Origin of the sequence: Rhodovulum marinum, assembly GCF_004343075.1 — a bacterium.
In the GTDB taxonomy this organism is placed as follows: Bacteria; Pseudomonadota; Alphaproteobacteria; order Rhodobacterales; family Rhodobacteraceae; genus Rhodovulum; species Rhodovulum marinum.
On sequence record NZ_SLXP01000004.1, the window covers coordinates 24,463 to 45,379 of the forward strand.

A 20,917-nucleotide genomic window follows, 5' to 3' on the forward strand; every position below is an offset into this window, starting at 1 on the left:
CGATGGGGGCGCCAAAGCCGCTGGTCATCGATGTCGATGGCACCTTGCTGAGGACCGACCTGGCGCTGGAATCGGTCTGGGCGGGGCTTGGCCGGGCGCCGCGCGCGACGCTGGGGGCGCTGGCGCGTCACCTGGGGCGGCCGGGCGCGCTGCGCCGGGCGGTGACGCGGATCGCGCCGCCCCGCGTCGACCTGCTGCCGCTGCGCGCCGAGATCGCCGAACGCGCCCTTGCCGCGCGCGAAGCGGGGCGCGAGGTGGTTCTGGTCTCGGATGCCGATGCGGAACTGGTCGGTCAACTGTCTGACCATTATGGGTTTTCCGGCGGGATCGGGGCAGATGGACCGGGCGGGATGACCGGCGAGGGGCGGGCGCGGGCGTTGAAGGCGGCGTTCGGGCTGCGGGGCTATGATTACGCGGGCGACGGGGCGGCGGACCGGGCGGCGTGGAAGGCGGCCGACCGGGCGGTGGTGGTCGGCGGGCGCGCCCGCATCGTCGAGGACCTGCACGCCGCCGGGCGCCGCGTCGAGGTGGTGCCGGGGGGCTGGCGCTGGCGCGACCTGGCGCGCGCGCTGCGGCCGCATCAATGGGTCAAGAACGTCCTGCTGTTCCTGCCGGTGCTGGCCGCGCATGATTTCGCCTGGCCGACGTTGCTGCTGGCGCTGGCGGGGATCGTGGCGTTCTCGGCGGCGGCGTCCTGCATCTATATCGTCAACGACCTGCTGGATCTCGAGGCTGACCGGCTCCACCCGACCAAGTGCCGCCGCCCCTTTGCCGCCGGCACGGTGCCGATCCGTGCAGGCATGGCGGCCTGCGGGGCGCTGGGGCTGGGCGCTCTGGGGGTGGGGGCGGCGCTGGGCCCGGCCTTCTTGGGGGTGCTGGTGCTGTACATGGCGCTGTCGCTGGCATATTCCTTGAAACTCAAGCGGTTGCGCTGGGTGGATATCGCGACGCTGGCCGCGCTTTACACGATACGGGTGGTGGCCGGGGCGGCGGCGACGGGGGTGGCGGCGTCGTTCCTGATGCTGGTTTTCGTGTTCCCGGTGTTCCTGGCGCTGGGCTGCGTCAAGCGGATGACGGAACTGGCGCTGGCCGAAACCGACGACCGGCTGCCCGGGCGCGGCTATGGGCGGGGCGACCGGGGGGACCTGTTGAACGTGGCCTGGTTGGGCGTGGTGGGGGCGTTGGTGGTGTTCTTCGCCTACTCCTTCAGCGCGCAGGCGCAGGCACTTTACCCGACGCGCTGGATGCTGTGGCTGGCGATGGTGCCGATCGCGGCGTGGCTGGTGCGGATGGTGGTCCTGGGCTATCGCGGCAAGCAGGATTACGACCCGATCGTGTTCGCGCTGCGCGACCGGGCGGGGTTGGGGCTTATCTTTTTCGCGCTGTCCTTCATGTTCTACGGTGCGGGGCTGTGGCAGCGCTGGTTCGGGTTCTGAGCCCGGATTCCGCGATATGAATTCCATATGAATCGCATATGAATCCCATATGACTTTTATCGGACTGCCCCGCCCCGGCGGGCGGGGCGGTCATCAGATCGAAAGCTTCTTGAAGATGGGTTCTGGGATGGCGCGGATGATCGACATGATGCCCAGCCAGAAGACCGGGGTATAGATCACGTTCCGCTTTTTCTCGACGGCCCGCAGGATGTCGCCCGCGACCTTGTCGGGGGGGGCGACCAGGAACATCCCTTCGATCCCCCAGGTCATCGCGGTGTCGGTAAAGCCCGGTTTCACCGTCACCACATGCCCGCCCGCCCGCGTCAGCCGGTTTCGCAGACCCGAGAGATAGGTGGCGAACCCGGCCTTGGCCGCGCCGTAGACATAGTTGCCGATGCGGCCCCGGTCGCCCGCGACCGAGCCCACGCCCACCACGGTGCCGCCGCCGCGTTCCTCCATCAGGGGGGCGAGCATCTGCAGCACCCGGGCGGGGCCGGTGAAATTGTCGGTCACGACGCCGTCGATCAGGGCGGGGTCGGCGTCGATTTCGGATTGCGCGGGCATGGAACCGACGAAAACCGCCGCCGAAACCGTGCCCTCGCAGGCGGCCATGCGCGCGACGAGGGGGGCGAAGGTTGCCGGGTCGCGCGCGTCGAAGCGGATGGTTTCGGCGAGCGGCGCGCCGCGCACCCGGGCATCGGCCGCGTCGCGGTCCAGGTCGGCGGTGTCGCGGCCCGCGAGGATCACGCCGTCGCCGCGTTCGGCCAGCTTGCGCGCAAAGGCCCGCGCGATCGAGGACGAGGCCCCGAGAATGATCCAGGTCTCGCTCATGCCGCGCTCCTCAGCTTCAGCCGACGGACGAGGTCGGTCAGGTTGTGGCCCTCGGGGTCGGCTTTCGCCACCTCGGCGTGCCAGGCGTCAAGTTCGGGATACAGCGCGGCCACGGTTTCGGGCCGGGCCAGCCCGTCCTTGGCGAGGTAGATGCGCCCGCCGGCGGCCTGCACCATATCCTCCAGCCGGGCGTAAAGCGCGGGCACCTTGGCCTTGCGGGCGGGCATGTCGACGGCGAGCGTATAGCCCTCCATCGGGAAGGAGAGGTGGCCGGCCCGCCCCGGCCCCATGCGTTTCAGGACCGCCAGCGGCGAGGCGACCCCGGCCTTGGCGATGGTGGCGAGGATGTCCCTGAGCGCGGGGGCCGCGTCGCGGGGCACGACGCACTGGAACTGGTGAAAGCCCTTCTTGCCGTAAAGCCGGTTCCAGTCGTGGATCGCGTCGAGCGGGAAGAAGAATTCGTCCAGCGGGCGGGTGCGCTTGCGCCCCGTGTCGGGCACGCGCCACAGGTACCAGCGGTTGAACATCTTGACGACCGGCCAGGACAACGCGAGGCCGGGCGCGTCCAGCGGCACGGATTTCGCGCGCCGGGGCAGGCCGGGGCGGGTGCCCTCGACCAGTTCGCCCTCTTCCAGGATGCCGCGGCCCAGGCGTTTGCGTTTCGCGGTGGCATCGACCCAGCCCACGGCGAATTCGGCGGTCGAGGCCTCCAGCGCGGCGATGAAGGCGTCGAAATCGGGGATGCGGGTTTCGACGACGCGCATCCGCTGGCCGGGGATGGGTTTCAGTTGCAGCCGCGCCGACAGGATCGCGCCGGTCTGGCCAAGCCCGCCCATGGTGGCGCGGAACAGGCCCGGGTTGCCCTCGGGCGTGACCTCGCGCGGGCCGGCCTCGGTCATCAGGGTGACGGCCAGGACGTGCTGGCCGAAGCTGCCCGCGTTGTGGTGGTTCTTGCCGTGCACGTCGTTGGCGATGGCGCCGCCGACGGTGGCGAACCCTGTGCCGGGAAGGACGGCGGGCATCCAGCCGCGGGGCGCGAACAGGCGCAGAAGCGCGCCCAGGGTGGCGCCGGCCTCGACCTCGAGCACGCCGGTGTCGGCGTCGAAGGAAAGCAGGCGATCCATCCGCGTCATCTCGATCGCGGCGCCGCCCGCGTTCAGCGGCCCGTCGCCATAGGACCGGCGGTTGCCGATGGCCGGGCCGCGCGCGCCCAGGGCCTTGGCCAGCGCGGGGACGCGTTCGGGGCGGGCCAGGGTGCCGCGCGCGCTGCGCGCCCGGCCCCAGCCCGCGTAGTCAGCGGTTTTCCACTGCATGCATCTTCCTTTTCGACAGACGTTCCGCGACCGGGAAGATCGCCGCGCCGATCCCGATGGCGAACCACAGCGTGGTCACCCGGATCACCGCGGTCGCCGCGATCGAGGTTTCGGGGGGAAGCCCCTCGAGCGTGAGGAGCGCGATCATCGTGGCCTCGGCTCCGCCGAGACCGCCCGGCGCGCCGGTCAGACCGCCCGCGAGCGTGGCGAAGACGAAGATCGCCATCGCGGTGGCCACGGAGGTGTCGGCGCCCAGCCAGGCGAGCAACAGGTAGAAGGCGTACCCCTCGGCCAGCCAGCCGACCAGGCCCAGCGCCACCGCGCCCGCCAGCACGCCGGAATGCGAGAAATGCGCCAGCGTCCGCGCCATGCCGCGCAGCCGCCCGAACAGCCGGTGCCAGCGCCCGACGACGCGGTAGGTGCGGGTGATGAGCGCGGTCAGAAGGCGGGAATTCGTGGCGATGGCGGCGGCGGCAAGGGCGAGGGCGGCCAGCGGCACGGCGCCCGCGATGCCGCTGGTCGAAAGCGCGAGCGCCCCGGCCAGGATCAGCGCCATCGCCACCAGGTCGCCCGCCCGGTCCATCAGGAAGAGCGGCGCGGTGCGTTCCAGCGTCAGGCCGGTTTCGCGGCGGATCCAGCGCACGCGCACCAGTTCGCCGACCCGGCCGGGGGTCACGCTCATCAGGAAACCGCCGAGGTAATGGCGCATGTCGCGGACCAGGTCGGGGGGCAGGCCGACGCGGCGCGCGAACAGGTGCCAGCGCAGCCCGCGCATGGCGTAATTGACCAGCGACAGCCCCAGCAACAGCGCCATCTGCAACGGGCCAAGGCGCAACAGCTGGTCGCGCGTCTCCTGCCAGCCGGTGGCGGCGGCCAGCCCGGCCAGGCCGGCCAGCACCAGCACCAGAAGCCCCAGCAACAGCAGCGTGTCGCGCCAGCGCTGCGGCGGGGTGGTTCCGGTCGGAGGGGAAACGCGCGTCGTCATCATGTCACCGCGCGCATAGCAACAGATTGGGGCGGATTTATGAAGCCGTTTCCGTAACGGCAACGCCGAGGGGGGCGCGGGCGGCCGGCGGTTTGCGGCCGATCACGCCGTTCTCGCGCGGGGTCACGGAAAAGCGGCACATGATCTGTGCGCATGTGCACTCACGCCGCCTTGAGGGCACGCGTCTGTGCGTTGAAGTGAGGTGTGTCCACGCCCAGTTTCCCCCTACCGACGCACCGAACGCGTCCCGAACCCCAAGGATCGGATCCCGATCCGCAAATGACAGAGGAGACCGACATGAAACGCCTTGCCATCACCACCGCCCTGATCCTGTCCGCCGCCGCGCCCGCGATGGCCCAAAGCCAGCTGGAGCGGCAGCTGGGCGTGCCCGCGGGGGAATACACGCTGTCCCAGTTGGTGCAGCTGAAATCTGCCGCCGAACAGACCGGCAATGACGGCGCCGTGCATTTCAAGGCCGCCAGCGACATGACGATGTCGACCGCCGGGCCGGTGAACCAGCGCGCCCGCGACCTGATCCGCGCGCAGGCGCTGACCAGTGATGACGGCAACACCCGGCTGTTCGCCGACAACGTGGGCACCGTCGTGTCGGGCGAGATCGCCAACCCGCGCGCCCGCGCGATCATCGAGGACATGGCGCAAGCCGAAGACTGAGGCGCGCACGTCCTGCGCCGCGGCGGCGTGAAAACGGAACGGGGGCCCGCCGGCCCCCGTTTTGCGTTGCGGCTCAATCGACGATGGTGGCTTCGGTCGCGGCGCGCAGCTCGTCCTCGGTCACGCCATCGGCGCATTCGACGATCTTCAACCCGCCCTCGACGACATCCAGAACACCCAGGTTGGTGATGATCCGGTCCACCACGCCGGTGCCGGTCAGCGGCAGGGTGCAGGATTTCAACAGCTTGGACTCGCCATGCTTGTTGGTGTGGTCCATCACGATCACCACGCGGCGCACCCCGGCGACAAGGTCCATCGCGCCGCCCATCCCCTTGACCAGCTTGCCGGGGATCATCCAGTTCGCCAGGTCGCCCTTTTCCGACACTTCCATCGCGCCCAGGATCGCCATCGCGATCTTGCCGCCGCGGATCATGCCAAAGCTTTGCGCGCTGTCGAAATAGGCGGAATGGGCCAGTTCGGTGATCGTCTGCTTGCCCGCGTTGATCAGGTCGGGGTCGACCTCGTCCTCGGTGGGGAAGGGGCCAAGGCCCAGCATCCCGTTTTCCGATTGCAGCGTGACGGTCACGCCCTCGGGGATGTAATTGGCCACCAGCGTCGGGATGCCGATCCCGAGGTTCACATACATCCCGTCCTTCAGTTCCTGCGCGGCGCGCGCCGCCATCTGGTTGCGGTCCCAAGGCATGTCGTTCTCTCCCTTACGCCGCGCGGGTGGTGCGCTGTTCGATGCGCTTTTCATGCTCGCCCTGGATCAGGCGGTGCACGTAGATGCCGGGCAGGTGGATCTTGTCGGGGTCCAACTCGCCCGGTTGCACGATTTCCTCGACCTCGGCCACGCAGACCTTGCCGCACATCGCCGCCGGCGGGTTGAAGTTGCGCGCGGTCTTGCGGAACACCAGGTTGCCGGTGGTGTCGGCCTTCCACGCCTTGACGATCGACAGGTCCGCCACGATCCCGCGTTCCAGGATATAGGTCTGGCCGTCGAATTCCTTGTGTTCCTTGCCCTCGGCGATCACGGTGCCGACGCCGGTTTTCGTGTAGAAGCCGGGGATGCCGCAGCCGCCCGCGCGCATGCGTTCGGCGAGCGTGCCCTGCGGGTTGAATTCCAGTTCAAGTTCGCCCGACAGGTATTGGCGCATGAACTCGGCATTCTCGCCCACGTAGGACGAGATCATCTTTTTCACCTGGCGCGTCTGCAGCAGGATGCCGATGCCGAAATCGTCCACGCCCGCGTTGTTCGAGGCGAAGGTCAGGTCCCTTGTCCCCGCCTCCTTGATCGCCTGGATCAAGAGTTCCGGGATGCCGCAAAGCCCGAAGCCGCCCGCGGCGATGAACATGCCGTCGAACAACAGCCCGTCCAGGGCCTCGGCGGCGCTGCCATACACCTTGTTCATGGATCACTCCCCGTCTGAACCTTCGGCCCGAGTAGTGGCGAAGGGGCGACGGGGAGTCAATGTGATGCCGCGCTGCGGCGGTCGGCCGGGCTATTCGGCGGCCTTCTTGGCGGCGGGTTTCTTGGCCGTGGTCTTCTTGGCGGCGGTTTTCTTTGCCGCGGGTTTCTTCGCGGCGGGCTTCTTTGCGGCGGGTTTCTTGGCCGCGGTCTTGCGGGTGCCCTTCTTGGCCGCCTTCTCGTCGATCAGCTGGACGGCCAGTTCCATCGTGACATCGTCGGGCTCGGTCCCCTTGGGCAGGGTGGCGTTGACCTTTTCCCATTTGACATAGGGGCCATAGCGGCCCTCCATCACGTTGACGGCGCCGCCCTTTTCCGGGTGTTCGCCCAGTTCGCGCAGGGGTTTGGCGGTGGACGCCCCCCGGCCGCGGGTCTTTTTCTGGGCCAGCACTTCGACCGCGCGGTTCATGCCGACGGTGAACACCTCTTCCACGTCGGGCAGGTTGGCATAGACGCGGCCGTGCTTGACGTAGGGGCCATAGCGGCCGATGCCCGCCTCGACCAGTTCGCCATCCTCGGGATGCGGGCCGATCTCGCGCGGAAGCGACAGCAGCATCAGCGCCTTTTCCAGGTCGATCGTCTCGGGCGCCCAGCCCTTGGGCAGGCTGGCGCGGGGCGGTTTCGGCTGCTCCTCGGTCGGTTCGCCCTTTTGCACGTAGGGCCCGAAGCGGCCGTTGCGCAGGGTGATTTCCTCGCCCTCGTCATGGCCCAGCACCTTGCCGTCCAGTTCGGCGGCCGGGTCGTCGCCATTGGGGGCCGAGAGCGGGCGGGTATAGCGGCATTCGGGATAGTTGGTGCAGCCGATGAAGGCGCCCCCCGAGCGCGCGGTTTTCAGGTTCAGCCGGCCCAGCCCGCATTTCGGGCAGACGCGGGGATCGGTGCCGTCCGCGCGGGGCGGGTACAGGTGGGGGGCCAGAACCTCGTCGATCTTCTCCAGCACCTCGGAGATGCGCAGGTCGGCGGTTTCGGCGAGGGCCGCAGAGAAATCGCGCCAGAAGCGCGCCAGCACGTCGTGATAGTCGCGGCTGCCGGCGGACACGTCGTCAAGTTCGTCCTCCAGGTTCGCGGTGAATTCATAGCCCACGTATTTCTGGAAGTAGTTGGACAGGAAGGCGGTCACCAGCCGGCCCTTGTCCTCGGGGATCAGGCGGTTCTTGTCCTTGGTGACATAGCCGCGGTCCTGGATCGTGGTGACGATGGAGGCATAGGTGGAGGGCCGGCCGATGCCGAGTTCCTCCATCCGCTTGACCAGCGTGGCCTCGGTATAGCGGGGGGGCGGCTGGGTGAAATGCTGTTCGGGGGTGACGCTTTCGCGTTTGGCGGGCTCGCCCTGGGCGATCTGGGGCAGGCGCTTGTCGTCGTCGTCGACCACGACATCGTCGCGCCCCTCTTCGTAGACCTTGAGGAAGCCGTCGAACAACACGACCTGGCCGGTGGCGCGCAGGCTGACCTGTTTGTCGCCGCTGGTCACGTCGACCGTGGTGCGTTCCAGGCGCGCGGCCTCCATCTGGCTGGCCAGGGTGCGTTTCCAGATCAAGTCATACAGTTTCTTCTGGTCGGCATCCGTCACCCGCAGGCTGGCCGCGTCGCGGGTCATGTCGGTGGGGCGGATGCATTCATGCGCCTCTTGGGCGTTCTTGGCCTTGTTCTTGTACATCCGCGGCGATTTCGGGACGTAATCGGCGCCGTAGCGGTCCTTGATCGCGTCGCGGGCGGCCATCACCGCCTCGGGGGCCATGTCGATGCCGTCGGTCCGCATGTAGGTGATATGCCCCGCCTCGTAGAGCCGTTGCGCCGCCTGCATGGTCTGGCGCGCGCCGAAGCCGAACTTGCGGCTGGCCTCTTGCTGGAGCGTCGAGGTCATGAAGGGCGGGGCGGGGTTGCGGCTGGCGGGCTTGGCCTCGACCGCCTCGACGGTGAAGGTGCGGCTGGTGATCGCCTGCACGGCCAGTTCGGCGGCGGTGTCGGTGGCGATGTCGAACTTGTCCAGCTTCTTGCCGCCCAGAACGGTCAGCCGGGCCTCGTAGGTCTGGCCGCGGGGGGTGGCGAAGATGGCCTTGACCGACCAGTATTCGCGGGCGCGGAAGGCCTCGATCTCCATCTCGCGTTCGACGATCAGGCGCAGGCACACGGATTGCACGCGGCCGGCCGATTTCGCACCGGGCAGTTTCCGCCACAGCACCGGCGACAGGTTGAAGCCCACCAGGTAATCCAGCGCGCGCCGCGCGAGATAGGCATGCACCAGCGGTTCGTCGACCTGGCGGGGGTTCTTCATTGCCTCGGTCACGGCGGACTTGGTGATCGCGTTGAACACCACGCGGCTGACGGCGGTGTCCTTCTTGATCGCCTTGCGGCTGCGCAGCGCCTCTTCCAGGTGCCAGGAAATCGCCTCGCCCTCGCGGTCGGGGTCGGTGGCGAGGATCAGCGCGTTGTCCTCTTTCAGGGCGTCGGCGATCGCCTTGACATGTTTGCGGCTGTCGCTCGCGATCTCCCATTTCATCTCGAAATCATGGTCGGGATCGACCGACCCGTCCTTGGGCGGCAGGTCGCGGACATGCCCGTAAGAGGCCAGAACCGTGTAGTCGGAGCCCAGATACTTGTTGATTGTCTTGGCCTTGGCCGGGGACTCGACAACGACGACGGGCATGGAATTCCTTTCGACTCGGGTTCCGCGGGGGGCGGGCACCCTTGGCGGCGGAAAATGTGGGGGGCGGGGGGGGAATGTCAATGCGAACCCCGTGACCCCGCCTGCCCCTGCGGCAAGCCGCCGGGCGCGACGGCGCGGGCGCCGGTCAGTCGCGGCGCGAGATCAGCCCGCCCGGCGCGCGCGAAATGCGGCCTTCCAGTTCGAGGGTGACCAGTTCCGGCGCGACCTGGCCCGCGGGCAGGTCGAGATCGCGGATCAGCTGATCCTCGGCCAGCGGCGAGGGGCCGAGCCGGTCGAGGATCGCGCTGTGCAGGCGGGCCGGGTCGGCGGGCGTGGTGCGGCGGGCATGGGCGGGGGTTTCCGGCACCTCGGTGATGCGGGGACGGGGGCGCGGGGCCGGGGCGGGGGTGTCGAACAGGTCGCGCATCGCGGGGGGCTGGGCGGGCTGCTGGGCCAGCGCCTCGATCACGTCGGCGGGATTGCGCACCAGCGTCGCGCCGTCGCGGATCAGCATGTTGCAGCCCGCGGCGCGGGCGTCGAACGGGTGGCCGGGCACCGCCAGCACCTCGCGCCCCTGGTCGAGCGCGGTGCGCGCGGTGATCAGGCTGCCCGAACGCGCGGCGGCCTCGACCACCACGACGGCGCGGGCGAGCCCCGAGATGATGCGGTTGCGCTGGGGAAAGTGGCGGGCCTGGGGGTGCAGCCCGGCGGGATGTTCGGACAGGCGCAGGCCACGCTCGCCGATATCGGCGAACAGCGCCTCGTTCTCCGCGGGATAGACCACGTCGACGCCGCCCGCGAGCACCGCGATGGTGCCGCCGTCCAGCGCGGCCAGGTGGGCGGCGCGGTCGATGCCGCGGGCCAGCCCCGAAACGACGACATGGCCCGCCTCGGCCAGGCCCTCGGCCATGCGGCGCGCCATGCGCGTGCCCAGCGACGAGGCGTTGCGCGCGCCGACCAGGGCGACCATCGGGCGGGCCAGAAGGTCGGTGCGCCCGACCGCCCACAGGACCGGCGGCGCGTCGGGCAGGTCGGCCAGCGCGTCCGGGTAGCCCGGCGCGCCATGGACCAGCGGCACCGCGCCCAGCGCCCGGCCCTTGGCGAGTTCGGCGTGCACGACGCCCTCGGGGCAGGGGTCGTAGCCCTCGACGCCGGCCGCGCGCGCGATGTCGGGCAGGGCGTCCAGCGCGGCGCGGGCGCTGCCATGTTCGGCGATCAGCCGGTGATAGGTGGTCGCCCCCACGCGCCGCGACCGGACCAGCCGCAGCCGGGCCACGAGCTCGGCCTGGGGCAGGGTGGCGGCGGTCGGGGAATCGGCAAGGGCGCTGGGCACGGGTCTGGGTCTCCGCTCGATGACCGAGGGACAGTGCCGCGTCGAAGGTTAACAGAAGGTGAATGGCGCTGGCGACCGGCCGGGCCGGGCCCGGGGGCTGTGGCCATCGCGCCGCGCCGGCATGGGGCGCGGCGGGGGCGGGGATGCGGGGAAAGGGGGGCTGAAAAGTCGTGTCGCGCCCGAGGGGGCGCGACCGGATGAGACGAGGTTACGTTTCCAGGGAGTCTTCCCGGGTGGGTGGTGCGAGGGGGTGGTAGGAAGAAAAATTCTCCACGTTTTCGCAACTCCGCCTCATCCGTGACACCAGAATTCGGCGCAAAAGGTTAATACAAGGTGAACGGATTCAAGAATTTCGCCTTAAAGGAGAGTTTTTTCCTGACCGTTCGATAAAATTCGGCGAAAATTCGCCGGTTTTCAAGGTGCGGCTCAGGCCGCCGCGCCCCCCACGGTCAGCCCCCCGATCATCAGCGTGGGCTGGCCCACGCCGACGGGCACCCATTGCCCCTGCTTGCCGCAATTGCCGATGCCGGGGTCCAGCGCCATGTCGTTGCCGATGGCGCGGATCTTCTGCAGCGCGGTCGGCCCGTCGCCGATCAGGGTGGCGCCCTTGACCGGGGCGCCGACCTTGCCGTCCTTCACGCGGTAGGCCTCGGTGCAGCTGAAGACGAACTTGCCGTTGGTGATGTCGACCTGTCCGCCGCCGAATCCAACGGCATAGATGCCGTCCTTGAGGTCGGCCAGGATATCGGCGGGGTCGGCCTCGCCCGACAGCATGTAGGTGTTGGTCATCCGCGGCATGGGCGGGTGGGCGAAGCTTTCGCGCCGGCCGTTGCCGGTGGGGGCCACGCCCATCAGGCGGGCGTTCTGGCGGTCCTGCATGAAGCCCACGAGGATGCCGTCCTCGATCAGGGTGGTCTTGCCGCTGGGCGTGCCCTCGTCGTCGAAACTGATCGACCCGCGACGGTCGGGGAGGGTGCCGTCATCCAGCACGGTGACCCCGGGCGAGGCGACGCGCTGGCCCATGAGGCCTGCGAAGGCGGAACTCCCCTTGCGGTTGAAATCGCCCTCCAGCCCGTGGCCCACGGCCTCGTGCAACAGAACCCCCGGCCAGCCGGGGCCAAGGACCACGTCCATCACGCCCGCGGGCGCGGGTTCGGCGCGCAGGTTGACCAGGGCCACGCGCAGCGCCTCGCGCGTCGAGGCCTCCCAGTCGGCGCGGTCGAGCAGGCCCGCAAGGCCGCGCCGCCCGCCGCCGCCATGGCTGCCCGATTCGCGGCGGCCGTCCTGTTCGACGATCACGCCCACGTTCAGCCGGGCCATGGGCCGCGTGTCGGACAACAGCATCCCGTCGGGGCGCAGGATGAACACCTCTTGCAGGGACGCGGCGAGGGTGGCGGTGACCTGCACCACGCGCGGGTCGAGCGCGCGGGCAAAGGCGTCTATCTCGCGCAGGGTGTCGAGCTTCACGCCGAAGGTCGCCTCGGCCATCGGGTCGGCATCGGTATAGAGGCGGCGGTTGGTGGCCTGGGGCGGGTCGGCCAGGGTGCCGCCGCCATCGGTGACGGCCAACCGCGCGGTTTCGGCGGCGCGTTTCACTGCGGCCTCGGAAATCTCGGTGGAATGGGCATAACCGGCAGCCTCGCCCCGCACGGCGCGCAGCCCGAACCCTTCGGAGGCGTCATAGCTGGCGGTGCGCACGCGCCCGTCGTCGAAGCTGAGCACCTCGGAGCGGCGGCGTTCGAGGAACAATTCGCCATCGTCGGCCCCCGCCGTCGCCTGCTGCAACAGCGACAGCGCGCGGTCGCGGTCGATCAGCGTTTCGAAGGGGCGGAAGGGGGCCTGGGTCATCGGTATCCTCGACATGAAGAAAGGCGGCAGAATGTCGCAGCTTTCGCTTGTGTCCTGCCTCTCAATATGTTTCCTTGGCGGGGCGATACAACTGTCTCCGTTCGTATCGACAGAATGGCGGTCAACGCCAGTTCAAGGGAACCGGGGGAGGCGCGAATGCGCCAGTTCGGGTTCGACTGCCGAACTTCCCCAGATCTCGTCCGGTGCCGCACGCTCCTGCGGCCCGGACATTCCCTTCCCCTCAGCGCATTCTACCCGGGTGACACCGCCGCGCCGCTGGCGTATCAGGCGGCAGGCAATCAGAAGGCGGGCAGATGCGATACGTGTCCACGCGGGGGCAGGCCCCGGTCCTGACATTCGAAGAGGCGATGCTGACGGGGCTGGCCCGCGACGGCGGGCTGTACGTGCCTGAAACCGTGCCGGCGATGGAACCGGCGGATATCGCGGGGCTGGCGGGGCTGTCCTATGAGGAAACGGCGTTCCGGGTGATGCGGCCCTATATCGGGGACGCCTTCACCGACGCGGAGTTCCAGGCGATCATCGCGCGCGCCTATGCGGGGTTCGGCCATGCGGCGCGGGCGCCGCTGGTGCAGCTGGGGGCGAACCATTTCCTGCTGGAGCTGTTCCACGGGCCCACGCTGGCGTTCAAGGATTTCGCCATGCAGCTGATCGGGCAGCTGTTCCAGGCGGCGCTGGAGCGGTCGGGTCAGCGGGTGACGATCGTGGGGGCGACCAGTGGCGATACCGGGTCGGCGGCGATCGAGGCGTTCCGGGGGCTGGACAACGTGGACGTGTTCATCCTGTTCCCCGAGGGGCGCGTGTCCGAGGTGCAGCGCCGCCAGATGACCACGCCCGGCGAGGCGAACGTGCATGCCCTCGCGCTGAAGGGCGATTTCGACGATTGCCAGGCCGCCGTGAAGGACATGTTCAACCATTTCGAATTCCGCGACCGGGTGGGGCTGGCGGGTGTGAATTCGATCAACTGGGCGCGGGTGCTGGCGCAGGTGGTGTATTACTTCACCTCGGCGGTCAGCCTGGGCGCGCCGCACCGCGCGGTCAGTTTCACCGTGCCCACGGGCAATTTCGGCGACATCTTCGCGGGCTATATCGCGCGGCGGATGGGCCTGCCCATCGAACGGCTGGTGATCGCGACGAACCAGAACGACATCCTGCACCGGGCGCTGACGGGCGGGGCCTATGAAACCCACGGGGTGACGCCCTCGATCAGCCCGTCGATGGATATCCAGGTGTCGTCGAATTTCGAACGCGCCCTGTTCGAGGCCTATGGCCGCGACGGGGCGGCGGTGGCGCACCAGATGGAAGAGCTGAAGTCCAGGGGCGGGTTCACCATCAGCCAGGGCGCGTTGCAGGCCCTGCGCGAGGTGTTCGCCTCGGGGCGCGCGTCGGAAGAGGAAACGGCGGCCACGATCCGCGCGACCCATGCCGCGACCGGGGAAATCCTGTGCCCGCATTCGGCGGTCGGCGTGAAGGTCGCCGAGGACCAGCCGGGCGGCGCCACGCCGATGATCACGCTGGCCACCGCGCACCCGGCGAAATTCCCCGACGCGGTCGAGGCCGCGACCGGCCAGCGCCCGCCCCTTCCCAACCGGATGGCGGACCTGTATGAGCGCCCCGAACGCGTGACGGTGGTGGACAACGACCTGGGCGCGATCGAGGCCCTTATCGAGGAAAGGCGCGCGGGTTGAGCGTAGAGCTTCACAGGCTGTCCAACGGGTTCCGGGTCGTGACCGAACACATGCCGGGGCTGCAATCGGCGTCCATCGGCATCTGGGTGCAGGCCGGTGGCCGGGACGAGCGCGCCGAACAGAACGGCATCGCGCATTTCCTGGAACACATGGCGTTCAAGGGCACCGACAAGCGCACGACCCTGCAGATCGCCGAGGCGATCGAGGATGTGGGCGGCTATATCAACGCCTATACGGGCCGCGAGATGACCGCCTATTACGCCCGCGTGCTGGAGGCCGACGTGCCGCTGGCGCTGGACGTGCTGGCCGATATCCTGCTGAACCCCAAGTTCGAGGCCGACGAGATCGAGGTCGAGCGCGGCGTGATCCTGCAGGAGATCGGGCAGGCGCTGGACACGCCCGACGACGTGATCTTCGACTGGCTGCAAGAGGTGTCCTATCCCGACCAGGCCATCGGGCGGTCGCTGCTGGGCCCGGCGGAACGGGTCAGGGGGTTCGGGCGGGACGACCTGTTTTCCTTTGTCGGGCGGAACTATTCGCCCGACCGGATGATCCTGTCGGCGGCCGGTGCGGTCGATCACGCCGAGATCGTGCGGCTGGCCGAGGGGCTGTTCGGCCACCTGGTGCCCGGCCCGCGCGAGGCGCATGAACCGGCGCGGTTCACCGGGGGCGAGCGGCGCGAGGTCAAGACGCTGGAACAGGCGCATATGGCGATGGCCTTCGAATGCCCGGGCTATCGCGACCCGGCGATCTACACCGCGCAGATCTTCGCCACCGCGCTGGGCGGGGGGATGTCGTCGCGGCTGTTCCAGGAACTGCGGGAAACGCGGGGGCTGTGCTACACGGTCTTTGCCCAGGCCGGGGCCTATGCCGATACCGGGACGATCACGCTTTATGCCGGGACCAGCGGCGCGCAGATCGGCGAGCTGGCCGAACTGACCATGGCCGAGATCGCCCGGTCGGCGCAGGACATGACGCCCGCCGAGGTGGCGCGGGCGCGCGCGCAGATGAAGGCGGGGCTGTTGATGGGGCTGGAAAGCCCGTCGAACCGGGCCGAGCGGCTGGCCCGCCTGGTGGCGATCTGGGACCGGGTGCCCGAGATCGAGGAAACGGTGGCCCATATCGACGCGGTCACCACGGGCGACGTGCGCGATTTCGCGGGCCGGATGGCCGGGGCGGGGCGCGCGGCGCTGGCGCTGTACGGACCCGTGGCCAAGGCGCCGGCGCTGGATGCGCTGCAGGGCAGGCTGGCGGCCTGATGCTGGGCCTGAGGCGCAAGGTCCGCATCGAGACCGAGCGGATGATCCTGCGCCCGCCCGCCCATGCCGATTGCCGCCCATGGTGCGCGCTGCGCGCCCAGTCCGCCGATTTCCTGACCCCGTGGGAGCCGACCTGGGCGCCCGACCACTTGTCGCGCAAGGCGTTCACCAACCGGGTCTACTGGGCGCAGCGCGCGCTGGGCTCGGGCACGGCGATCCCGCTGTTCCTGTTCCGCCGGGCCGATGACGTGCTGCTGGGGGCGATCACGCTGGACAATATCCGGCGCGGGCCGTCGCAATCGGGCACGCTGGGCTATTGGATCGGGGAACCCTTCGCGCGACAGGGCTACATGCGCGAGGCGATCGAGGCGGTGGTGCAGTATGCCTTTGTCCGGCGCGACCTGTCCCGGATCGAGGCCGCCTGCCTGCCCGAGAACGCCGCCTCGCGCGGGGTGCTGGAGAAATCCGGGTTCAAGTACGAGGGCGTGGCGCAATCCTATCTGCAGATCAACGGGCGGTGGCGCAACCACGTCCTTTACGCCAACCTGCGCGGCGACCGGCGCGGGCGCAGCGAGACCGGGCTGGCCTGAGCGGCCCGCCCGGCCCGGGGGTCACTCCTCGGCGGCCAGCGTGATTTCCACCCCGCCGATGCCCTCGATCACCACCTCGACCACCTGACCCGCCTTGACGGGCCGTGCGCCGACCGAGGTGCCGCAGGCGATGATGTCGCCGGGCATCAGGGTCATGTCCCCCGAAATCTTGGACACGATTTCCGCGGGCGAATGGATCATGTCGGACGCCGGGTAGGATTGCCGTTCGCGCCCGCCGACCAGCACGCGGATCGTCAGGTCGCGCCAGTCGAGCCCCGTGGCGATCACCGGCCCCATCACGCCGAACCCGTCATAGCCCTTGGACCGCGTCCACTGCTTGAAGGACGGATCGGCGTTCAGGATGTCGAGCGAGGTCAGGTCGTTCACGCAGGTATAGCCCAGGATCGCCTCGGCGGCCTGGTCCGGGGTGGCGTCCTTGCAGGTCTGGCCGATGACGATGCCCAGCTCGCCCTCGAAGATGACGCGGCCCGCGGCGGCGGGCAGGGTGACGGTGGCGCCGGGGCCTGCGACCGAACTGGCGGGTTTGAGGAAGAACAGCGGGTGGTCGGGCGGCGTCCAGCCGTTCTGTTCGGCGGCGGCGTGGAAATTGTTCCACAGGCAGATGAAATTGCGCGGCTCGCACGGCGCCAGAAGCGTGGCGCCCGCCATCGGGACGGGCGCGCCGGCGGCCTCGTCGCTGCCCAGCGCCGCGCGCGGGTGCAGCGCGTCGCCCTCGATCACGCCGGTCAGTATCTGGCCGTCGGCGGTTCGGATCCGTGCCCAGTGTGCCATTCTCGTCGTCCTCCCTGTTGTCCAAGACCCGGCGGGCCGGGTGCGCGTCGGGTTCTACGGTCTTGGCGCCGTGTCGTCACGGGGGAAAAAGGTCGGGGGTGGGGCGCGTGACAGGCGGGGCGGGCGCGCTATCCTTTGGCGCAGGAGGTGCCCGCCATGACCCGCCTGATCGCCCTGTGCCTGGTCCTGTTCGCCCTGCCCGCCGCCGCGCAGGACCGCCGCCCCAGCCATTGCATCGCCATCGCCGAGGCCGACCCGGCGATGGAATTCGTCCACCTTGCCGCGTTCGGCGCACCGCTGCCCGACGCCTATACGGTGCGGATCAATTACGTCGATCACGCGACCTTCGTGATCGAGACGGCGGGGGGCCTGAACGTGGCGACCGATTACACGGGGTTCCTGGGCACCGCCGAAGTCGTGCCCGACGTGGTGACGATGAACAACGCCCATTCGACCCATTTTACCGCCTATCCCGACCCGGCCATCCCGCACGTGTTGCGGGGCTGGGCCGACCGGGACGGCGTTGCGGCCGACCATTACCTGGATCTGGGCGAGATGCTGGTCCGCAACGTGCCGACCGATCTGCGCGGCCATGACCGGGCGGTGGTGCGCGAGAACGGCAATTCGATCTTCGTGTTCGAGGTGGGGGGCCTGTGCATCGGGCACCTGGGCCACCTGCATCACGAGCCGGACGAGATGCAATATGCCTCGCTCGGGCGGCTGGACGTGGTGATGGCGCCCGTCGATGGCGGTTTGACGCTGGATTTGCCGACGATGATCCGGGTGCTGACGCGGCTGAAAAGTTCGGTGGTGATCCCGATGCACTGGTTCGGGGAGTATGCGCTAAACCGGTTCCTGGCCGGCATTTCCGAGGAATTCGCGGTGCGGCGCGACGGCATCAGCCACCTGGAGGTGTCGCTGCGCACGCTGCCCGACCGGCCTACGGTGATCGTGCTGGAGCCGAGGCGCCTGGGCGCGGCGGAGTGACTTGCGCCCGGGCGGGGGGGCGTGCATCACCGGGGGAAAAGGAGCGCCCATGCTGACCCCCGTGACCGACGCCTTTGCCGCCGATCTGCGCGCCCGCCTGCCCGAGGCCACGTTCCGCGAGATGACCCCCGCCTACCTGGAGGAACCTCGCGGACGCTATCGCGGGCAGGGCGGGTTGTTGCTGGCGCCGGGAACGGTGGAGGAGGTGGCCGAGATCCTGCGCGCCTGTGCGGCGGCGCGGGTGGGGGTGGTGCCCTATGGCGGGGGCACCGGGCTGGTGGGCGGGCAGATCATGGCGGACGGCCCCGCGCCGGTGATCGTCACGCTGGAGCGGATGCGGGCGGTGCGCGCGGTATACCCCGCGGAAAACGTGCTGATCGCCGAGGCGGGCGCGATCCTGGCCGAGGTGCAGGCGGCGGCCGAGGCCGAGGGGCGGCTGTTCCCGCTGTCGCTGGCGTCCGAAGGGTCGGCGCGGATCGGCGGGCTGTTGGCCACGAATGCGGGCGGCGTGAACGTGCTGCGCTATGGCAATGCGCGCGATCTGTGCCTGGGCGTCGAGGCGGTGCTGCCGGACGGGTCGATCCTGCACGGGCTGAAGCGGCTGAGGAAGGACAATACCGGCTATGACCTGCGCCACCTGCTGATCGGGGCGGAGGGCACGCTGGGGATCATCACGGCGGCCGCGCTGCGGCTGGCGCCGGTGCCGGCGGCGACGGGGGCGGCCCTGATGGCGGTGCGCGATCCGCAGGCGGCGCTGGACCTGCTGGCGCTGGCGCAGGGGCGGATCGGCGAGGGGGTGTCGGCCTTTGAACTGATGCACCGGCAGGGGTTCGATTTCCTGGCCGAGACCATGCCCGAGATCCGCCTGCCCTGGGCCCGTGCGCCCGAGTGGACGGTGCTGATCGACCTTGGGCTGGGCGCGGGGCTGTCGCCGGACGAGGCGCTGGTGGGTCTGTTCGCCGAGGCCGAGGCGGCCGGGCTGGTGTCGGACGGGCTGATCGCGCAATCGGAGGGGCAGCGGGCCGGGTTCTGGGCGGTGCGCGAAAGCCTGCCGCTGGCGAACCGGCGGATCGGGGCGATCTCGTCGCACGACATCTCGGTGCCACTGTCGGCGATCCCGGACTTCATCGCGCAGGCCGGGCCGGCGCTGGCGCGGATCGGGGATTTCCGGGTCAACTGCTTCGGCCATGTGGGCGACGGCAACCTTCATTACAACGTGTTCCCGGTGCCGGGCGAGACCCGCGCCGATCACGAGGACAAGCGCGCGGCGATCAAGGCCTGCGTGCATGACCTGGTGCACGCGCTGGGCGGGTCGGTCAGCGCCGAGCACGGGGTGGGGCGGTTGAAGGTCGAGGACCTGGAGCGTTATGGCGATCCCGTCAAGCTGGCGGCGATGCGGGCGATCAAGGACGCGCTGGACCCGGCGGGGATCCTGAACCCCGGCGTGATCCTGCGCGCGCGGGGCTGAGGGGTTTCGCCTTGGCTTCGCCAAGGCGACCGGGGCCGGGGGCTGGCGCCCCCGGCCCCTTGGCGTTTGGCGCGGTGGGTGAGGGGCGGGAGAGGCGGCAGCTTGGCGGGGGGCGGGGGGCACGGCCCGCGAAAGGGGGCTGGCTGCTGGATGCCGAGGGCGATTGGCGGGCGACCGGGTCGGCGGTGCCGCGGGCGGTTGGCGGCACGGGTCGGGGTGGGAGAGCTTTGCAGGTGTTTCGCCCCGGCTGGCGCCGGGGCGACCGGGGCCGGGGGCTGACGCCCCCGGGCGGGAGGGCGATGTGACGGGCGGCCGGGCCGGATCGTTGGGCTGGGTCTGGGGAGCGGGTGTTTCGCCCCGGCTGCGCCGGGGCGACCGGGGGGGCGGGGGCTGACGCCCCCGCCCCCTTTGCCGCCCTTTCCCAGCGTGGCCCTGCCGGGCGGACGGTGGCGATCAGTGGCCGGCGAAGTCGCAGAGCGCGTGGACGTCGATGCCCAGCGCCTCGAGCCGGCGGCGGCCGCCGAGATCGGGCAGGTCGACGACGAAGGCGCAGCCGATCACCTCGGCGCCGAGCCGTTCGCAAAGCTTGATCCCGGCCTCGGCGGTGCCGCCGGTGGCCAGCAGGTCGTCGACGATCAGCACCTTTTCGCCCGCCGACAGCGCGTCGTCGTGGATTTCCACCACGGCGGAGCCGTATTCCAGCTGGTATTCCTCGGCGATGGTGGCGGCCGGCAGCTTGCCCTTCTTGCGGACCGGCACGAAGCCCTTGGACAGCTGGTGCGCGATGGCGCCGCCCAGGATGAAGCCGCGCGCCTCGAGGCCGACGACCTTGTCGATCTGCATCCCCGCATAGGGGTGCAGCAGCTGGTCGATGGCCATGCGGAAGCCGCGCGGGTTCGCGAACAGGGTGGTCACGTCGCGGAACATGATCCCCTCGTGGGGGAAGTCGACGATCGTGCGGATGTAATCCTTGACGGAGGTGCTTTGCTGCATGTCGGGGGGCCCTTTCGGTCTGTCGCGCCCGGTTTGGCCGATGCGCGCGCCGCGATCAAGGGCGCCGAATGCCGCGTGCCCCGCCGCCCCGGTCAGCCCCGGGAGGTGCGGAAATACCTGTAATAGCGGTCGGAAATCCAGTTCAGATGCGGCTTGCGCCAGTCCATCCGGTCCCGCATCAGAAGTGCCTGCGCCGATTGAAGCATCATTTTGCCGTTCCCTTCTTTTTTGCTCTTGCCGCGGGATGGCGTCCTGCGGTTAATATGTAATGTATATACATCGCATAGGCAAAAATCAACGCCGGGGGGCGCATGGGCAAGAAGGCGGGCAAGAAGGACAGCCAGCTGGTCCTGCGCCTGGACAAGGACGAGCGAGATGATTTCGTCGCCCTGTGCAAGGAGCTGGACACCAGCGCGGCCCGTGAAATCCGGGCCTTCATCCGCGGTTTCATGAAGCAGCACGCCAAGGCGTCGGCGCGAAAATCCTAGGCGGCGGGGCCGGGCCGTTGCGGGGGGCTTGAAAGCGGGCGGTGCGATCCTCAGGTGCATCGGGCGGCGGCCCGGCCCGGCCCCCGCCGGTCCTGCGCCCC

18 protein-coding genes are annotated in these 20,917 nt (G+C 69.6%); 8 read left to right on the forward strand and 10 right to left on the reverse strand.

The features are described 5' to 3' along the window. Nucleotides 1-2: 2 nt before the first annotated feature. Nucleotides 3-1,436 (forward strand): UbiA family prenyltransferase, encoded by a 1,434-nt coding sequence (locus EV662_RS07905; RefSeq protein ID WP_132461623.1) that lies wholly within the window; start codon nucleotides 3-5, stop codon nucleotides 1,434-1,436. 93 nt (nucleotides 1,437-1,529) lie between these two features. On the opposite strand, the gene EV662_RS07910 is transcribed toward EV662_RS07905, so the two are convergent. The 3 genes from EV662_RS07910 to EV662_RS07920 are packed head-to-tail and all read right to left on the reverse strand — an operon-like array spanning nucleotide 1,530 to nucleotide 4,565. Beyond that, nucleotides 1,530-2,267, reverse strand: coding sequence for an SDR family NAD(P)-dependent oxidoreductase (locus EV662_RS07910; protein WP_132461624.1), 738 nt, complete (start codon nucleotides 2,265-2,267; stop codon nucleotides 1,530-1,532). Beyond that, the gene (locus tag EV662_RS07915) at nucleotides 2,264-3,580 is read right to left on the reverse strand and encodes an FAD-binding protein (protein ID WP_132461625.1); all 1,317 of its coding nucleotides are present in this window, start codon (nucleotides 3,578-3,580) and stop codon (nucleotides 2,264-2,266) included. The genes EV662_RS07910 and EV662_RS07915 overlap by 4 nt, the downstream gene beginning before the upstream one ends. Then, nucleotides 3,561-4,565 carry a lysylphosphatidylglycerol synthase transmembrane domain-containing protein gene (locus EV662_RS07920; RefSeq protein ID WP_132461626.1) on the reverse strand — a complete coding sequence of 335 codons (1,005 nt, stop codon included), beginning with the start codon at nucleotides 4,563-4,565 and terminating at the stop codon, nucleotides 3,561-3,563. The genes EV662_RS07915 and EV662_RS07920 overlap by 20 nt, the downstream gene beginning before the upstream one ends. A gap of 297 nt (nucleotides 4,566-4,862) precedes the next feature. Between EV662_RS07920 and EV662_RS07925 the strand changes: the two genes are divergently transcribed. After that, nucleotides 4,863-5,237: a hypothetical protein gene (locus EV662_RS07925; protein WP_132461627.1), complete on the forward strand. Its 375-nt coding sequence runs from the start codon at nucleotides 4,863-4,865 to the stop codon at nucleotides 5,235-5,237. A 73-nt stretch (nucleotides 5,238-5,310) separates the two neighbouring features. Here the strand turns inward: EV662_RS07925 and EV662_RS07930 are convergent, their stop codons facing one another. From EV662_RS07930 to tldD, 5 genes are all read right to left on the reverse strand, one after another. Beyond that, a complete protein-coding gene (locus EV662_RS07930; protein WP_132461628.1) occupies nucleotides 5,311-5,940 on the reverse strand; it encodes a CoA transferase subunit B in 630 nt (209 codons plus the stop codon). 13 nt (nucleotides 5,941-5,953) lie between these two features. Further along, entirely contained in the window at nucleotides 5,954-6,649 is a 696-nt protein-coding gene (locus tag EV662_RS07935) for a CoA transferase subunit A (protein ID WP_132461629.1), read from the reverse strand. Between the two features lie 90 nt (nucleotides 6,650-6,739). Continuing rightward, entirely contained in the window at nucleotides 6,740-9,352 is a 2,613-nt protein-coding gene (gene topA, locus EV662_RS07940) for a type I DNA topoisomerase (protein ID WP_132461630.1), read from the reverse strand. A 145-nt stretch (nucleotides 9,353-9,497) separates the two neighbouring features. Beyond that, the gene (gene dprA / locus EV662_RS07945; protein ID WP_243695805.1) at nucleotides 9,498-10,685 is read right to left on the reverse strand and encodes a DNA-processing protein DprA; all 1,188 of its coding nucleotides are present in this window, start codon (nucleotides 10,683-10,685) and stop codon (nucleotides 9,498-9,500) included. A gap of 426 nt (nucleotides 10,686-11,111) precedes the next feature. Further along, nucleotides 11,112-12,533, reverse strand: coding sequence for a metalloprotease TldD (gene tldD, locus EV662_RS07950; RefSeq protein ID WP_132461631.1), 1,422 nt, complete (start codon nucleotides 12,531-12,533; stop codon nucleotides 11,112-11,114). A gap of 314 nt (nucleotides 12,534-12,847) precedes the next feature. Here tldD and thrC point away from each other — a divergent pair, with 314 nt between their 5' ends. Genes thrC through EV662_RS07965 form a run of 3 tightly spaced genes read left to right on the forward strand, consistent with a single transcriptional unit; the run spans nucleotide 12,848 to nucleotide 16,088 of the window. After that, complete coding sequence (gene thrC / locus EV662_RS07955; protein ID WP_132461632.1) at nucleotides 12,848-14,239, forward strand: threonine synthase; 1,392 nt, start codon at nucleotides 12,848-12,850, stop codon at nucleotides 14,237-14,239. Then, a complete protein-coding gene (locus EV662_RS07960) occupies nucleotides 14,236-15,498 on the forward strand; it encodes a M16 family metallopeptidase (RefSeq protein WP_132461633.1) in 1,263 nt (420 codons plus the stop codon). The genes thrC and EV662_RS07960 overlap by 4 nt, the downstream gene beginning before the upstream one ends. Continuing rightward, complete coding sequence (locus tag EV662_RS07965) at nucleotides 15,498-16,088, forward strand: GNAT family N-acetyltransferase (protein WP_132461634.1); 591 nt, start codon at nucleotides 15,498-15,500, stop codon at nucleotides 16,086-16,088. The genes EV662_RS07960 and EV662_RS07965 overlap by 1 nt, the downstream gene beginning before the upstream one ends. A 21-nt stretch (nucleotides 16,089-16,109) precedes the next feature. Here the strand turns inward: EV662_RS07965 and EV662_RS07970 are convergent, their stop codons facing one another. Then, the gene (locus tag EV662_RS07970) at nucleotides 16,110-16,880 is read right to left on the reverse strand and encodes a fumarylacetoacetate hydrolase family protein (protein ID WP_132461635.1); all 771 of its coding nucleotides are present in this window, start codon (nucleotides 16,878-16,880) and stop codon (nucleotides 16,110-16,112) included. Between the two features lie 156 nt (nucleotides 16,881-17,036). Between EV662_RS07970 and EV662_RS07975 the strand changes: the two genes are divergently transcribed. Both EV662_RS07975 and EV662_RS07980 read left to right on the forward strand, forming a co-directional pair. Next, complete coding sequence (locus tag EV662_RS07975; RefSeq protein WP_132461636.1) at nucleotides 17,037-17,867, forward strand: MBL fold metallo-hydrolase; 831 nt, start codon at nucleotides 17,037-17,039, stop codon at nucleotides 17,865-17,867. Nucleotides 17,868-17,916: 49 nt separating this feature from the next. Beyond that, nucleotides 17,917-19,335, forward strand: coding sequence for an FAD-binding oxidoreductase (locus EV662_RS07980; protein WP_132461637.1), 1,419 nt, complete (start codon nucleotides 17,917-17,919; stop codon nucleotides 19,333-19,335). Nucleotides 19,336-19,788: 453 nt separating this feature from the next. Here EV662_RS07980 and EV662_RS07985 read toward each other — a convergent pair whose 3' ends face one another. Next, nucleotides 19,789-20,328, reverse strand: a complete 540-nt coding sequence (locus tag EV662_RS07985; protein ID WP_132461638.1) for an adenine phosphoribosyltransferase — start codon at nucleotides 20,326-20,328, stop codon at nucleotides 19,789-19,791. A gap of 311 nt (nucleotides 20,329-20,639) precedes the next feature. On the opposite strand from EV662_RS07985, the gene EV662_RS19500 reads away from it, so the two are divergent. Beyond that, nucleotides 20,640-20,816 (forward strand): hypothetical protein, encoded by a 177-nt coding sequence (locus EV662_RS19500; RefSeq protein WP_165915553.1) that lies wholly within the window; start codon nucleotides 20,640-20,642, stop codon nucleotides 20,814-20,816. The last annotated feature ends 101 nt before the right edge of the window (nucleotides 20,817-20,917 follow it).